Source organism: Allobosea sp. LjRoot237 (assembly GCF_964253285.1).
Lineage (GTDB): Bacteria > Pseudomonadota > Alphaproteobacteria > Rhizobiales > Beijerinckiaceae > Allobosea.
On sequence record NZ_CAXUQP020000001.1, the window covers coordinates 3599723 to 3614156 of the forward strand.

Annotated in this window: 18 protein-coding genes; 2 read left to right on the forward strand and 16 right to left on the reverse strand. The window is 68.2% G+C overall.

Features of this window, described 5'->3' with window-relative positions:
- Positions 1-301: 301 nt before the first annotated feature.
- From ACSQ24_RS17505 to ACSQ24_RS17555, 11 genes are read right to left on the reverse strand one after another with little or no spacing between them, the layout of a single operon-like run.
- Complete coding sequence (locus ACSQ24_RS17505) at positions 302-4234, reverse strand: baseplate multidomain protein megatron (protein WP_436095908.1); 3933 nt, start codon at positions 4232-4234, stop codon at positions 302-304.
- Positions 4234-4680 carry an NlpC/P60 family protein gene (locus tag ACSQ24_RS17510; RefSeq protein WP_436095909.1) on the reverse strand — a complete coding sequence of 149 codons (447 nt, stop codon included), beginning with the start codon at positions 4678-4680 and terminating at the stop codon, positions 4234-4236. Before ACSQ24_RS17510 ends, ACSQ24_RS17505 begins: the two co-directional genes overlap by 1 nt.
- Positions 4677-5567, reverse strand: a complete 891-nt coding sequence (locus ACSQ24_RS17515; RefSeq protein ID WP_436095910.1) for a DUF2163 domain-containing protein — start codon at positions 5565-5567, stop codon at positions 4677-4679. Before ACSQ24_RS17515 ends, ACSQ24_RS17510 begins: the two co-directional genes overlap by 4 nt.
- Positions 5568-5575: 8 nt before the next feature.
- The gene (locus ACSQ24_RS17520) at positions 5576-6217 is read right to left on the reverse strand and encodes a phage distal tail protein, Rcc01695 family (protein WP_436095911.1); all 642 of its coding nucleotides are present in this window, start codon (positions 6215-6217) and stop codon (positions 5576-5578) included.
- A 40-nt stretch (positions 6218-6257) separates the two neighbouring features.
- Entirely contained in the window at positions 6258-6848 is a 591-nt protein-coding gene (locus ACSQ24_RS17525) for a phage tail tape measure protein (protein WP_436095912.1), read from the reverse strand.
- Positions 6841-7071, reverse strand: a complete 231-nt coding sequence (locus ACSQ24_RS17530) for a phage tail assembly chaperone (RefSeq protein ID WP_436097915.1) — start codon at positions 7069-7071, stop codon at positions 6841-6843. The genes ACSQ24_RS17525 and ACSQ24_RS17530 overlap by 8 nt, the downstream gene beginning before the upstream one ends.
- 14 nt (positions 7072-7085) lie before the next feature.
- Complete coding sequence (locus ACSQ24_RS17535; protein WP_436095913.1) at positions 7086-7439, reverse strand: gene transfer agent family protein; 354 nt, start codon at positions 7437-7439, stop codon at positions 7086-7088.
- A 10-nt stretch (positions 7440-7449) separates the two neighbouring features.
- Positions 7450-7860: a phage major tail protein, TP901-1 family gene (locus ACSQ24_RS17540; RefSeq protein WP_436095914.1), complete on the reverse strand. Its 411-nt coding sequence runs from the start codon at positions 7858-7860 to the stop codon at positions 7450-7452.
- A gap of 20 nt (positions 7861-7880) precedes the next feature.
- Positions 7881-8291 carry a DUF3168 domain-containing protein gene (locus ACSQ24_RS17545; protein ID WP_436095915.1) on the reverse strand — a complete coding sequence of 137 codons (411 nt, stop codon included), beginning with the start codon at positions 8289-8291 and terminating at the stop codon, positions 7881-7883.
- Complete coding sequence (locus tag ACSQ24_RS17550) at positions 8288-8635, reverse strand: phage head closure protein (protein WP_436095916.1); 348 nt, start codon at positions 8633-8635, stop codon at positions 8288-8290. The genes ACSQ24_RS17545 and ACSQ24_RS17550 overlap by 4 nt, the downstream gene beginning before the upstream one ends.
- The gene (locus ACSQ24_RS17555) at positions 8635-9204 is read right to left on the reverse strand and encodes a head-tail connector protein (protein WP_436095917.1); all 570 of its coding nucleotides are present in this window, start codon (positions 9202-9204) and stop codon (positions 8635-8637) included. Before ACSQ24_RS17555 ends, ACSQ24_RS17550 begins: the two co-directional genes overlap by 1 nt.
- A 74-nt stretch (positions 9205-9278) precedes the next feature.
- On the opposite strand from ACSQ24_RS17555, the gene ACSQ24_RS17560 reads away from it, so the two are divergent.
- Positions 9279-10052 carry a S1 family peptidase gene (locus tag ACSQ24_RS17560; protein WP_436095918.1) on the forward strand — a complete coding sequence of 258 codons (774 nt, stop codon included), beginning with the start codon at positions 9279-9281 and terminating at the stop codon, positions 10050-10052.
- Positions 10053-10109: 57 nt separating this feature from the next.
- Positions 10110-10985 (forward strand): S1 family peptidase, encoded by an 876-nt coding sequence (locus ACSQ24_RS17565; RefSeq protein ID WP_436095919.1) that lies wholly within the window; start codon positions 10110-10112, stop codon positions 10983-10985.
- 18 nt (positions 10986-11003) lie between these two features.
- Here ACSQ24_RS17565 and ACSQ24_RS17570 read toward each other — a convergent pair whose 3' ends face one another.
- From ACSQ24_RS17570 to ACSQ24_RS17590, 5 genes are read right to left on the reverse strand one after another with little or no spacing between them, the layout of a single operon-like run.
- Positions 11004-12245: a phage major capsid protein gene (locus tag ACSQ24_RS17570; protein WP_436095920.1), complete on the reverse strand. Its 1242-nt coding sequence runs from the start codon at positions 12243-12245 to the stop codon at positions 11004-11006.
- A 35-nt stretch (positions 12246-12280) separates the two neighbouring features.
- A complete protein-coding gene (locus ACSQ24_RS17575; RefSeq protein WP_436095921.1) occupies positions 12281-12793 on the reverse strand; it encodes an HK97 family phage prohead protease in 513 nt (170 codons plus the stop codon).
- An 8-nt stretch (positions 12794-12801) separates the two neighbouring features.
- On the reverse strand, positions 12802-12972 hold the full coding sequence (locus ACSQ24_RS17580) for a hypothetical protein (RefSeq protein WP_436095922.1): 171 nt from the start codon (positions 12970-12972) through the stop codon (positions 12802-12804).
- The gene (locus ACSQ24_RS17585) at positions 12969-13169 is read right to left on the reverse strand and encodes a hypothetical protein (protein ID WP_092156177.1); all 201 of its coding nucleotides are present in this window, start codon (positions 13167-13169) and stop codon (positions 12969-12971) included. Before ACSQ24_RS17585 ends, ACSQ24_RS17580 begins: the two co-directional genes overlap by 4 nt.
- Positions 13166-14338, reverse strand: coding sequence for a phage portal protein (locus ACSQ24_RS17590; RefSeq protein ID WP_436095923.1), 1173 nt, complete (start codon positions 14336-14338; stop codon positions 13166-13168). Before ACSQ24_RS17590 ends, ACSQ24_RS17585 begins: the two co-directional genes overlap by 4 nt.
- Between the last annotated feature and the right edge of the window lie 96 nt (positions 14339-14434).

Below are 14434 nucleotides of genomic sequence, written 5' to 3' on the forward strand. Positions count from 1 at the left end.
GAATGCGCCATGAACATCAGCGTGAGGCTAGAGGCTGTTGATGACCTTGGATAGGACTTGGGCGTCGGCGATTTTGTCCGAGTGCCAGGAGCTTGGTGCGGCCAAGCCTTTCGGCTTGGCCGTGACGAGCGACGCCGCGATCGGGGCAAAAGCGCCACGCCGCTACGCGGTGAGGTGAAACCGGCCGCCTGCGGCGTCGCATCGCTTGCCGATACCAGCGGTATCGGCTGCGCAACGCTCCTGGCATTCGGACGGTTTGACCTCACCCAAGCCCTATCCAAGGCCACCAACAGCCTCTCGCTCAGCGGACCGCGACGAGTCCACGCCAGGGAGCGCCCGATCCCGCGACGACGCTGAGCTGCGCCAGCTCGACGTCGAGTGCGGCCTGAGGGCTACCGAAGTCAGCGAATTCCTGCACCTCTTCATAAAGCATGGCCGGCACATCGACCTCGACGATCCTGACGGGCGCGCCACCCGCTCGAATTGTCACCCGATAGCGCTCGGTGTCCTCCCCGAGCGGCACTTCGGCCGTCTCCCAGGAGTCGCCACCGAAGCGACTGCGCCGGATCCAGTTCAAGGCGATGCCCGTTGACAAGCGCCGAGCGCTGACACGCACGGGCGCCAACGGCCGCAACGGAGCGGTTCCGACAGTCGCGGAGAGCTCGCGCATCGAAGCGGCGGCGACATCGGCATTGGGCGGGCCGATCCGGTAGCGGACATGCCGGCCGATATCGTCGAGGCTCGTCGTCAACGGGACCGCCGCGCCATCCAGCACGACCACGCGTGCACCGGGCGCCAACATTCGTGACGCAGCTGACTCCGAACCACCGAGCCCACGCACCATCTGCGACAGCCGGAATGTCCGCGCCCCGATTAGTTCGACCCGCGCCGCTGTGACGATCTCGACCTCCCCCGCGGCATCGATGAAGGCGAGCGCATTGCCTCCGGCGAGCGCAGCTTCCGGCGCGACCGAGGCAAGGCTGCCACCGCGCAAACGAACATCGACCGAGGCCAGCCGATCGGTCCGCCAGAGCGGCCCGGGCACGAGCTCGGTCAAGGTCTCACCCATGATTGACGGTGCCTCGACGACGCCGGCTAGCGCGAACGGCATGCCCTCGGCGGCGCGCCAGATCGCCAGCCCTCCGGGCCAAGGGTCGGCGAAGGCCGCCAGCGATTGTAGCGGAGGCGGCGTTTCCCGCACGATCGGGAGGTCGAGGATCAGGGCGTCCGGCCGCCCTGCGATCCGCGGCCTGACCTTCGGAGGCCGCACGCCCTCCACCGCGCCTGCCGCCGCACCGCGATAGATGGCAGGCTCGACCGCGCGCGCACTGGCGCGCCGGGTCGGGCCATCACTGATCCGCGTCAACCGGAACAGGCGCGCTTGGCCGGTAACATCGAGTGAGACCACATCGCCCGCCTCGAGATCGACGCAGCGCGGCGAAAGCTCCAGTTCGAGCGTCTCGCGGCCCGCCCAGATCTCCTGCAACCGCTGGTCGGCGAGACGCTGCCCTTCGGCACGGCGCGTAATCACCGGAAGTTCGACAGCGTTCTCCCGGCGCGCCGCGCCGGCAAGACGCCGCGAGCGGGCCGTCGCCTGACGATAGTCGTCGTTGCCGTCGATATGGGCCAGACGCAATTCGCGCGGCAGCTCGCTCTCCTGCGCCCGGCGCAGCTCAAAGGGCTGGCCATCGCGATCGAGCACGAGGTCATCCGCCGACAAGGCGCGGGCGATGGTCGCGGCGCGGCCGCGGAAGGCGAGCTTGCCGGAGGACATGCTGGCATCGAAGCCAAAGGCCTGAGCGAGTGGCTCGAGAGCCTGCCGCGCGGAGATTGGACGGTCGAGGACATAGCCGTCGACGAAGCCGTCGATGGCGAGTTCGTCCGGCACCGGCAGACCATAATCAGCCAGGATCGCGCGGACCAGCCGGTCGAGCGTCACACCTTCGAGGCGGCCATTGATCCAGTGGCCGGTGTCGTAGTTCGCCCCGTCCGCCCAGACCGAAGCCAAGTCGGGAAAGGCAGGGAACGGCCTTGCGTCCCAAGTCCAGACGAAGACATTGGCCGGATCGACCATGCGCAGGCCGAGCGAAGGTGCGATCGGGTTGCGCTGCGGCTCGAATCCCGGGAGCGCGGGATCGAAACCCGAAAGGATCGCCTCCAGCCCACGCGCCTGGACGAGGTCGTCGCGCGCTTTTGTCGAGAAATGCGGATAGCCGCCATCGATCGATTTCGGATCGGGAAAGACGTTGGGCGAGTTGCCGCCCTTGTCGACGGCAGGCAGGCCGATCTCGGTCAGCCAGATTGGCTTTGCGCCAGGCAGCCAGCCAGTGGCGCCGATCTCCGCACCGGCGAAACGTTCGACATGTGGATTCAGCCACCAATTCGGCAGGTCCTTCTGTCGGAAGACCCAGGGTTTGCCTAAGGCACCATCCGCGATCGGCAGACGCATCTGGGCATAGCGACCAGAGAGGTCGGCGTAATACCAGTCGTAGCCCTCGCCGGAGGTCAGACGATTGCGCAGGTGGTCGACATCGGCGGGGCCGCGCGCAACGGCAAGGTCGGCATGACCAGGCGTATCGCGCCAGTCCGACAGCGGCGCATAATAATCGATCCCGATCGCGTCGACATGCGGGCTCGACCAGAGCGGATCGAGCGGAAAGCGAACCTCCTGCCCACCATCGCGAGCATGGGCACCGTATTCGGTCCAGTCGGCGGCGTAAGTCAGCTTGGTCGATGGTGGCAGGATGGCGCGAACCTCGGCCGCGAGAGAGACCAGCCCGTCGACCATCGGATAATAGCCCGGAGCTCCGCGCACTCGCGTCAAGCCGACCAGCTCGGAACCGATGATGAACCCTTCGACGCCGCCGGCCGCCTTGGCGAGCATCGCAGCATGCAGCACTGCACGCCGGAAGCTCCATTCGCCGGCCACAGCACAGACGACCGTGTTACCGTCGAGCGAGAAATCGGCCGCCGTCGCAGAACCGAGGAAGTTCGCGATCTGGCTCGTCGCTGCCGACGTTCCGTCGGGCGACCCGGGCTGGGCCGGAGCCGGCGAGCAGGTGATGCGACCGCGCCAGGGATAAGGCGGCTGATAGGCGTTGCCGGTATGTGGATCGGGCAGCACGTTGCCTGCCGGCACGTCCATCATCACGAACGGATAAAGCACCACTTCGAGCCCGAACACATGGCGCAGCCGCCGGATCAACGCGATCACGCTCTCGTCCGAAGGCGTGCCACCATAGGCGGGCCTGCCGTTCGACTGGCTGACGACGCGGGCCGTCAGCCGATCAAGGCCCGCTACCGACCACGGTGCGCCGGGCGTGTTCTTGTCGATGATCTCGACACGCGGCGCGATGGTGCAGGCATCCGCCCGCAGATCGTCGCCGAACCAGCTGACCACCAGGGAAATGCGCCGTAGGTTCGGGCAGAGAGCCAGCAAGTGCATGAGCGCGCCGTCGATATCGGTGGCGCTGTGCAGTTGATGCCGGTTCTCGGCAATGGTGATACCAGCCTCCGGCTCCTGATTGACCAGCGTCGGCTGGTAGATGAACTCGCTCGCGCCGGGAACCAGCGTCACGGCGCGGATCATCTCGCCGAGGCCGGGCACCTCGCGCACCACCTCGAAGGAGAATTGCGGCACCCGATTGCCATAATTGGCAAGCGGAAACCGCTCGAACACGACATAGGCCGTACCACGATAGGCCGGCGTGGCGCCCACCTCCTTGGCGGCGATCAGCGGGTCGGGCTCCTGGTTCTCGAAGCCGCGATGAATACGCAGCGACATTGTGGTGAAGTCGACTTCGCGCCCGTCGGCCCAAATCCGGCGCACGAAGGCGATCGGCCCCTCGCAGATCGCGATCGCGAGATTGGCGTAGTAGCTGTAGGTGGCCTCATAGGTCTTCTGCGCCTTCTGGCCGCCCTTGCCGCCGCTCTTGCTACGGGTGACCGTGGTCGTCACCTCCTCCTCGAAACGCGTCGCCCATATCAGTTGGCCGCCGAGCCTGGCCCGTCCGTAGACCCGTGGGATCGGCGTGCCCTCGGTCGAGGCGAGGCCGTCGATTTCCTTCAGACGCGGCCCCTCGACGATGCGTGTGCCACCGCCGCCGCCGAACAGGCCCTGGTCGAGGCTCGCACCGGCGATGGCGCCGAGCGAGCGGCCAATCATGGCACTGATCGGTCCACCAACGGCCGCTCTGAGCACCGAACCGGCAACTTGCAGGACGAGTGTGGCCATCAGGGGTCGAGCTCCGGAAAGGCGAAGACGTGACTGAGATGGCGGCGCCACCAGCCGGTGAAGGCGACCTCACTGACCGCTGCGCCGTCATGGGCGTGGAGGATTCGGTCCCGCTCGGTCAGGATGGCGCAATGCGCTGCCGGCAGATGCTGACGCCAGCGGAAGAGCAGGACGTCACCTGGCTGCGCAGCTTCGAGATCAAGAGGCCGCAAGTGACGCTCCGCCGCCAGCGCCAGTGTCTCGCCCACACCTTGCTGGGCCCAGTAGGGCGAATAGGGCGGCGTCGGCTCGGGTTCGTCGCGATAAAGGTCGCGCCAAATCCCGCGTACCAGACCAAGGCAGTCGCAGCCGACACCGAGCAGCGACGCCTGATGGTGATAGGGCGTGCCAAGCCAGCCGCGTGCCGCCGCGACGATGCGTTCGCGCGTCGTATCGGCGCCCGTCATCGGAACAGGCTCCCACCGTCGAACGGACCCGCGCCGGGATCGCCCGCTCCGGCGCTGCCAATGATGAAGTCTTTGCCGGGCAAATGCGGAAAGCCGCGGAAGTTGACGCCGTTGCCAAACTTGTTGCGGCAGGTGGTGAAAAGCTTGTCGCAGCCGGCCTGGGCCGTGAAGACGTCGCCGACCACGATCGGCTGCGGCGCAACCTGCCAGAGTTGCAAGACGACCGCGCCGCCGTCCTCGCGATGGCTGCGGATCTCGGTGGCGAAGCCGGTGTTGCCCCCAGCGGTAAAGACCAGCCGGCCGCCGCTGAGGTAACCGTCGCCATAACCTGAGAGCGCAGGCGCGGTGATCGAGAACCGACCGTCGGTTGCCGTGACTGTCGCAGCGGCCGAACTCGGCGAGACACCACAACGGGCGTCACCGAGATCGGCGGAACAGCTCGCCATGTAAAGCCGGCCGCGTTCCTCGTCGAAGGCCTTGCCGAGGCCGCGGACCTCGGCCGTGAAATTGGTGTCGCTGCGCTTCACCTCGCCGACGAAGCCCGTCTCCAGCAAGGTGCGCTGGCTGGAATCGGCCCAGTTGACCAGCCAGAGCGCGACACGGGCATCATCGTAGAGGCCGCGCGACAAATCCGGCTCGTTGAGCCCGTTCGCCGCCAAGGCTCCGAGCACCTCGCCGCCGCCGGTCGCGAAGCCGAGCTCGGCGCTGGTCTCGGCGGCTTCGAGGCCCGCATTCGCGCGGAACAGAATACCGTCGAACGCAAGATCGCGGTCATGGTCGGTAAAGCCGAGCACCGCGCCGTCGCGGCGTGTCAGGCTCCAGCAGCGGCAAAGCGTGGTCGCCTCACCGGTGACATGCGCGGCAAGTTCTGGCGATAATATCCGCATGGCGAGCCTCAGTCGGCGACCTCGACGATCGGGATCTTGGGGATGTCACCGGCCTCGAAGGCCGACAGGTCGACCTCGATCGCGTCGGTGTCGAAGCGGACGGGAACGTCGAAGGCGAACCCTGCGCTGATGACGGCTCCAGCCGGCGGGGCCTGGCCGACGGCGAAGGTGACCACGCCGGTGGCATGATCGCAGGAGACGGCTGGCGGCTGAGCCCGCACGACACCATCGACCGCGATCAGCACTGTCCCTGCCACCGGCTTGGTGATGCGGCGGACGTAAGGAGCGTGCAGGCCGCCGTAGAGTTTGCAGAGCTGGAAGACCCGCGTGGCGCCATCGCCGACACCGATCTGCTGGTCACTCGCTGCAGGCGCCGCCGATGAGGCACAGCTCTTCCAGTCGAGCTGATCGCGCCAGCGGAAGCCGTAGAGCCGGCCGCGCCGCTCCTCGAAAAAGGTGACGACCTCCGCGAGCCCATCAAGGGTGCGGATCCCGAAACCGGCGTCGTAGCGCCGGCGCGAATGCGCCCAGCGGCTGTTGCGCACCTCCCGGCCCGAGGCCAACGTCACCACTTGCGTCAGCCGTTCCGGCCCGCCACGGGCACCGCGTGCGATCCCGGTCGGGAAGCGTACCTCATGGAAGCCGCTCATGCCGGCACTCCCTTCGATCTCATGGTGCTGCGGCCTCTCGTCAGAGCGCCCGGCTACCGCGCGCCACGGCGCGGGCAACCGCGGCCGAGACCTGAGCCTCGGAGCGGCGGAAACTGTCGGCGTCGGGCGTCGAGACCTGGACGGTGACGCTGAACGGGCGCCGCTCGCCACCGCCAGCGGCCCGCACGCCGAGCTTGCCGTCGGGACCACGCGACAGGGGCATGATCGCTTCGGCTCCGCGCTCGCCCATCAGCCCGAGACCGCGCCCCATGGCGAAATACGAAGGCGCTGCAACGATCCCACCATCGGCGAAGGGCGAGATTGGCAGACCACCGCCGCCGCTCTTGCCGCCGGTGAAGAGGCCGGCCAGGCTGTTGATGCCGGAGCCGAGCCAGCTCGAGATCATGCTTTGCAGCGGCTTCAGCGCCGATTTCAGCAGGCTCTGGCTCAGCGAGGTGCCGATGCCGCGCAGCACGTCCTCGAAACGCTTGCCCTCGACGATACCGTTGGCGAAGGCCGTGGTGATCGACTTGCCGAAGGCTTGAGATGCCTTGGTCAGGCTCTGGGTCAGCGTGTTCAGCGTGCGAAGACCGCCGAAATCGAAGGAAGGGGAAGAGTTTTCGTCAGCCATCGATGCGGCCTTTCCAATCGTCATGGTCACAAGAAACGAGATCCGGATGGGCCTGCATCAGCGTGCCCAACGTCGAACGCGAGGGCGCTTCGACCGCTTGAGGCGGCCAGTGGGCCTCGATCGCGGCGAAGATTTCGCGCGGGCTCGCGGCCCAGAAAACATCCGGCGGCCAGCACAATCGCCCGAGCCCGAAGGCCATCACCTCGCGCCAGGGAAAGGGGATCGCCGCCGGCGCGCCTAGGCTGCCGGCGGCATTGGAGGGCGGGCTTCCGCCACCTCCCCGACCGGAGCGAAAGTCGCGTCGAGCAAGGCGATCGCGGCTGCGATGGCGCCGTTGAGCCCGCCGTCGAAAGGCAGCGCGGCAACCTCGTCCGCGGCCAGCGCGCTGCCGGCCCCGCGCAGCCCCGCCGCCAGGATGCGTGTGATGTCGCGGGCCGAAAGCCGCCCGGCGGCGAAGCGTTCGCCCAGCGCCGGCAGGTTTTCGACCGAGAAAGCATCCTCGAGCTCGGCGAGCGCGCCGAGAGTGAGCCGCATCGGCAACGCCCGCCCCTCGACCATCAGGGCGACCTCGCCCCTGTAGCGATTGACCATGTGGCTTCCCTCAAGCGAGCGTGAAGGCGAGCTGGCCGGCTGATTCCAGCGAGAGCTCGAAGGTGACCTCGGCGGTATGGTCGCCGCGATATTCGAGCGTCGAGAGCTGGAAGGGCCCGGTGATCGTGCAGAAATCAGGCACGATCACCTGCCAGTCGCGGATCGCGCCATCGAAGAAGATCTGGCGGACCAATGCGTCGGACGCCTCGTCCTTGAAGATGCCGGCACCGCTGATGCTGGCGCGGCGCATGCCAGCCCCAGCCAACAGCTCGCGCCAGCGCCCGGCCGACTCGGCATGGGTGATGTCGACTGCCTCGGCGTTGAAGGCGATCTGGCGGGCGCGCAGGCCGGCCACGGTGACGAAGCTGCCGCCGGCATCGGTGGCCTTCAGCAGCAGGTCCTTGCCTTTCTGGGCAGGCATGGGCGGTCCTTTCGTGTGGGTCAGAGCGCCTCGGTGACGACCCTGAAGGTCAACGTCACGGTTGGCAGATGGGTCTTTGGATCGCGAGCGAGTTTCGAGGAGAGCCAGGCGAGATTGACCAGTCGGTGGCCTTCCGGCGCGAGCGCGGCGCTTTCCAGGCTCGCAACGACCCGGGCAGCCGCCTCGAGCGCCTTGCGCGAGGAGGCGCTCTCACCCGCCCAGACGACGAGCGAGATCCTCTGTTCGCAACCGCGGTCGTTGCCGGTCGACCAATCCTCGGCCGTGACCTCGCCATGGACCACATAAAGCCCGTTCAGGGCGCGCGGCGGCTCGTCATGGATGCGGCCCGTTCCGATCAGCGCTGTCAGGCCGGCATCGGCAAACAGGTGCGCGTGGATGGCACGCCGGAGCGGCAGGATGGCATCGCTCATCGGCTCACCTCCTCGACCAGGCAGATGAGGCGCCGGCGGCCGCCATCGGGATCGCCAACCGCGCGAATGTCGAAGATCTGATCGCCGTCGCGCAGGCGCTGGCCTGCATCGACGCCGCCACGCCAGCGCATGGTGATCCGGTGGCTCGCCGCCTGCTCGGGCCGCTCGCCGCGCCAGCGTTCGTCGCCCGAGAGCCATTCGACCTGGGCCCAGACCGCAGCAACGATCTCGAAATTGCGAAGCTGGCCGCCGGCGCTATCCGGCGTTTCAACGAGCGCCTCCAGCAGCAAGCGTCGCCGCAGCGCGCCGACAGGACGGCGGCTTTTCGATGTTTCGCGAAGCATTACAGCCTCACACGGCGAAACGGGGCGACGAGCGCGGCGATCTCGGCCGGCAGCCGCATCGCATCGCGGCTGACCACGTCGCCGCGATGCTCGAACCAGCGGCAGGCGAGCCGAAGCACGGCCTGCCGCAGCGGGGCTGGCACCGTGTCGCGCGTCGCGCCGAAGCCGGCGACGAGGTCGATCTCGATCGCGGAGCGGGCACGGCCGGGCGCCGGGACCGGACCTGAAACGCCGATCAGCGGCGGGTCGGGGCCCTCGACCAGTGTCAGCGACGACGGCGCAACCAGTTCAGCGGCGCCGGCGGGAGGATGGACGCGTGCAGCCGTGAGGCTGCGCACCGGCGAAAGCGGCAGGCGAATTTCGCCGCCTTGCGGCCAAGCGTCGAGCACGACTCGCCAGCTCTGCTCGATCAGCAGGCGACCGGAAGCGGCCTCGATCATCAGGCGGGCCGCGGTAAGCAAGGTCCCGAGCAATTCGTCCTCGTCATCGGCGAGAATCCGCAGGAAATCCTTGGCTTCCGACAGCGAGACCGGCTCGATGGCCGGCGGCGTCAGGGCGAGCGGCGTCATGGTCTCTCCTCTTCCGGGTTTGAATGGCGCCGGCGATGCGCTATCGAGCCCGGCCCGACAGCGGAGACAGCTCGATGCACGGCAGAACGGCGATTGGACTTGCGGCCCTGGCAGCGGCTCTCGCTGCGCCCTGGTCCGCCTCGGCTGTGGTCGGCGGGCGCGAGGGCGGCCCCATCGCCGGCTCGACCCTGATGGTCCTCAACGCGCGCGGCGGCGTCTGCACCGGCATCGTGCTGTCGCGCCACGCCATCCTCACCGCCGCTCATTGCGCCGATGCCCGCGTCGACCTGCGCATTCACTGGCAGGACGGCGGCCAGCCGGTGTTGGTCGAACCGAACGCGATCGCTCTGCATCCGGAATTCAACGCCAAGTCCGTCGCGAACCGGCGGCGCTCGATTGATCTCGCGCTGATCAGACTGGCGGCGCCGCTGCCGGCGCGTTTCGCGACCGCGACCCTGGTCGACGGCGCTCTGCCGAGAGCCGGGTCAGCGGTTACGCTCGCAGGCTACGGTGTCGCGCGCGAAGGCGAGGCGAAGACGACCGGTACTTACCGTTCAGCCGCACTGACCGCCGTCGAGCCTTACGGTCCCGGCCGTATCCTGATCTGGGCTGCCGATCCGGCGACCGGCGGCAAGCGGCCGGGCGCCGGCGCATGCCAGGGCGATTCCGGCGGACCGATCGTCACGGGCTCGGGCAGCGTCGTCGCCGTTTCCAACTGGTCGACCGGCCCATCCGGCAGGCAATGCGGCCTGCTCAGCCAAGGCGTGCTGGTCGCGCCCCAACGCGGCTGGATCGACCGCACATTGTCGGGTTGGGGCGAGAGCGCCGACTGGACCACCGCACCGTGACGGCTGCCCGGCGCGAACAGCACTGGACTGCGCCGCAGCAAACCATAGACTGAAGCCATGGCAGCGATGACCTCGACCGTGACCTATTCGAAGCGCGCCGCGATCGTCGCGATAGCTTTTTGCAGCGGTCTGCAGATGACCGCGCCGGCACAGGCTGTGATCGGCGGCGTGACCTCGCGCACGGTCGATGGCGCACGCGCCTCGACCTTGCGGGTCGAGACCAGCCGCGGCGAGCTCTGCTCCGGCGCCGCAATCTCCTCCGAACTGGTACTGACGGCGGCCCATTGCCTGATGACCGGCGGTTCGGTGCGCGTGATCAGCCTCGACAAGCGCTTCCGCAACCGGACGCATATGGTCGCAGCGGTCCTGCCGCACCCGACATTCGTGCCCGGCACGACGCCACGTACGCAGCCTGGCGCCGATCTGGCGCTGCTGCGCCTCGCCACGCCGCTACCTGCCGATATCCAGCCTCTGACGCTCGGTAGCGGGTTGTGGCAGGGCGAGACCGTGACCATGGCGGGCTTCGGCCTCGCCTCCGAAAACAACAAGAAGACCGCGCGCACCCTTCGCGAGGTCACGCTGGTCAATGCCGGCAACTACACCACCGCCAACACGGTCAAGGTCGCGGTCGACACCGAGAACCGTGGGGAGGTTCTCGGCGCCGGCGCCTGTCGCGGCGATTCAGGCGGGCCCGTGTTGCGTGGCCCGTCCGGTTCACGTGATCTCGTCGGCATCGTCTCCTGGTCGAGCGGACCCTTGAGCTCGCGTGTTAAGCTGATCTGCGGCGGTTTCACCGCGATCACCCCGGTCAGCGACCACCGCGCCTGGATCGCCGAAGCGAGCGAGCGTCTGCTCAACTATGGCGACGAGCCGCGCCAGGCGCGCGAGGATGCGCGCCCGAACGCGAGCTACAGCTGGTGGTTTGGTCGCTGACGCAGCCGAAGCGAGCGATCAAGCCGAGAACTTCAGCCCCTTGATCGCGGCGAAGTCCTGGACGCCGCCGCCGACGCGCTTGGTCGTGTAGAACAGCACGTGCGGCTTGGCCGAGTAGGGATCGCGCAGGATGCGCACGCCCGCCCGGTCGACGACGAGATAGCCGCGGCGGAAGTCACCGAAGGCGATCGAGACCGAGTCGGTCGCGACGTTCGGCATGTCCTCGGCCTCGACGACCGGGAAGCCGAGCAGCGTCGCCTGCGCGCCGGCCGCAGCCGGCGGCTGCCAGAGATACTGGCCGGTCGAGTCCTTGAACTTGCGCACTGCAGCCTGCGTCTTGCGGTTCATCACGAAGCTGGCGTTCTGGCGGTAGCCGGCCTTCAGCGCATAGACGAGATCGACCAGGATGTCGGACGGGTTCGAGGCGGCGAAGGCGCCGGCGACGCCGGTCTTCAGCGTGCCGATATTGCCCCAGCTCCAGCTCGCATCGGCCGCGGTCGGATAGGCGAGGAAGCCCTTGGGCTTGTCGACGCCGTCGCCGCTGACGAAGGCCGCGCCCTCCTGCTCGGCGAAGGCGCTCTCGACCTCCTCGGCGATCCACTGGTCGATATCGACGATGGCGTCGTCGAGCAGGGTCTGCGTCGCCGCCGGCATGGCGTAGAGCTCCATCGCCGGGAAGGAGAGCTCGGCCAGGGTCGGCGTGCCGCTCTGCGGACGGGCCGCCGTCTCGGCGACCCAGCCAGAAGCCGGGCCGGTGGTCGAGAACGCTTTCTTGTAGGTGCCCGAGGAGATGGTGCGGACCGTCGCGATCGAGCGGATTGGCGACACGGTCGTGAGGCGGCGCAGGATCTCGCCCTCAACTGTCGAGGGGGCGAGATAGCCGCCATCCGGGCCGGAGCCGGCCGAGAGAGCCTTGGCTTCGAGCCGCTTCAGACCCGTCGCCTCGCCATGGCGGACATAAGACGCGAAGGCCGCCTTATGCTCGGCAACAGTCGGGTCGCGCTCCTCGCTCGCGCCCAGTACCGGCCGGCGACTGTCGAGGCTCAGCCGGTCGAGCCGGCGACGGGTCTCGTCGAGCGCATCATCGAGGCGGGCGAGCTTATCGCCCGTCAGGACGTCGCCGCCCATGCGGGTCTCGAGCTCGGCCAGCCGCTCGTCATTGGTGGCTCGATAGGCCTCCAGCGTGTAGCGCAGATCATCAAAGATGGCAGCGACCTCGCCGGTCGCCTTGGTCTCGGGAGCCTGGTTCAGCGCAGTCATGGATTCTCCTGTGGTTCTGCAGCTTCGGTATGGTTTCAGGCAAAGGAGGCGCGGCAAGGTGACCGCAACGCCTTGACGGCGCTGACGCGGGCCTGCGGAAGCATCGGGAAGGTGACGAGCGAGATCTCCCAGAGATCGACCTTCTCCAATCGGCGCAGGCCGGTGCGTGGCTCGTTGCGGGCGCGTTGCGAGCGAAACCCGATCGAGAGCCCGTCGACGGCGCCGTCGCGCATCAGCGCATGCAGCTCGCGGGCCCGCGCCACGGCGAGAGAAAGCCGCCCGCGGACATAAAGCCCGCGCGAATCCTCGCGTAGCTCGAGCCAGCGACCGATCGGCTCGGTCGGATCGTGCTGCCACAGCATCCTGATGCCGGCGGCGCCACGGCGGGCGAGGCTTTCGCGGAAAGCCCCGGGCTCGACCACGTCCTTGCCGAGGTCGGCAATGCGGAACAGGCTGGCATAGCCCTCGAAGGCGCCGTCCGGCTCGATCCTGGCCAGGGGCTGCGCCAGGAACTTGGCCTCGCGCGCCAACGCCGGATAACGAGGCATGGCGGCTCTCATCGCGCCCCTCCCCGTCCGCCGCGACCATTGGGGTCGAGCTGCCCGAGTGTCTCGAAGAAGCGGCCGAACACCTCGCGTGGCCGTCGGCCGGAGCGTGGCGCGGCAGCGCTCGACCTGACAGCGGCCGGAGCCGGCCTGGGCGGCGGCTTGCCACCGGTCTTGCTCATGAATCCCCTCCCTCGTAGCGGGCGTTGAAGCGGGCGAATTCGCGCACGAACTCGTCAAAGCGCCGGTTGGCGGCGATCAGCTCGCGCAGGGAAAAGAGCGCGAGCCCCGAGGCGCAGAAGGCCCAGAGCAACAGCGCGAGATGGCCGAGATCGCCGCGGGCGACGATGCCGGCCGCAGCTTCATCGAAGGGGCTCATGACGACACCTCCCGGCGGCCATAACCGACCGCCTCACGTTTCTCGTCTTCGTTGAGGAATGCGGCGGCGGAGACCCGCCGCCAGAGCGATTCCCGCTCGTCCGCAAGCGCCTCGATCGCATCGAGGTCGGGCTCGAGCGAGAGCGCATCGCCGAAGGCCGGGCCGAGCCATTGCGCCAGCGACTGGGCCGTGCGCCTGACCAGCGGGATCAGCGTCTGGCGCCAGAAGGCGCGGTTGGCCTCGGCGAAATTGGCGTGCGTGTTGTCGCCGGGCAGGCCGAGCAGCAGCGGCGGCACCCCGAAGGCGAGCGCGATCTCGCGCGCAGCGACCCCCTTGGCCGCGACGAAGTCGAGCTCGGCCGGCGACAATGACAGCGGCTTCCAGTCGAGCCCGCCTTCGAGCAGCAGCGGGCGCCCGGCATTGCGTGCGCCCTGGAAACCGTCCTCCAGCTCCTGCTTCAGCCGCTCGAACTGGGCTTCGGTCAGCGTGCCGCCTTCCGGTCCGTCATAGACCAGAGCACCGGATGGCCGCGCCGCGTTGTCGAGCAGCGCCTTGTGCCAGGCGCCGGCAGCGTTGTGCACATCGAGCGAGCAGGCAGCGGCCTCGATCGGCGAGAGGCCGTAATGATCGTCGACCGGATGGAATAGCGTCAGATGCAGGATCGGCGGCAGCGCGCCCTCGTCCTGGCGGAAGCGGATGGTCTGCGCCCCGACCGTATAGTCATAGCCTTCAGGCCAGCCGTCGCGCCCGGGCACCACGCGCATCCGGTCGGGCCGAAGCGCATAGAGCTCGCGCGGCTCGCGGCCAATGCTCGCCGCCTCGACATAGGCGTTTCCAGCGACGAGGAGATGCCCGTAGAGCATCTCGCGGAAGGCGATGCCGCCCTGGCGCGGATTGGGCTGCTCGATCAGCGCCAGCGCCGGGTGCTCCGGCATCTCGCGCTCGCCGACCTTGGCGATGAGCGGTGTCTGCGCTGCTGCTTCGGCGATCAGCCTGACACAGCGGTGCACCACCGGATTGCGCTGATAGCCGTCGCGCGACAGCGCGCCGTAATCACGCGGCGTCCAGACCGGGCGACCGGCCTCGTGCAACGCGATCAGCGGCCCGACGCGCGAGCGCTTCTGTTCCGGCGCGGCGAAGCCGCGCAGGCTGCGAAGGAAATTGAGCATGGATGTCTCGCTATGAAGCGCACGTCATGCTCGGTCTTGAGCCGAGCATCTCATGCAAGATGGTCCTGAGATTCCCGGCTCCGCCTCGCGGTCCGG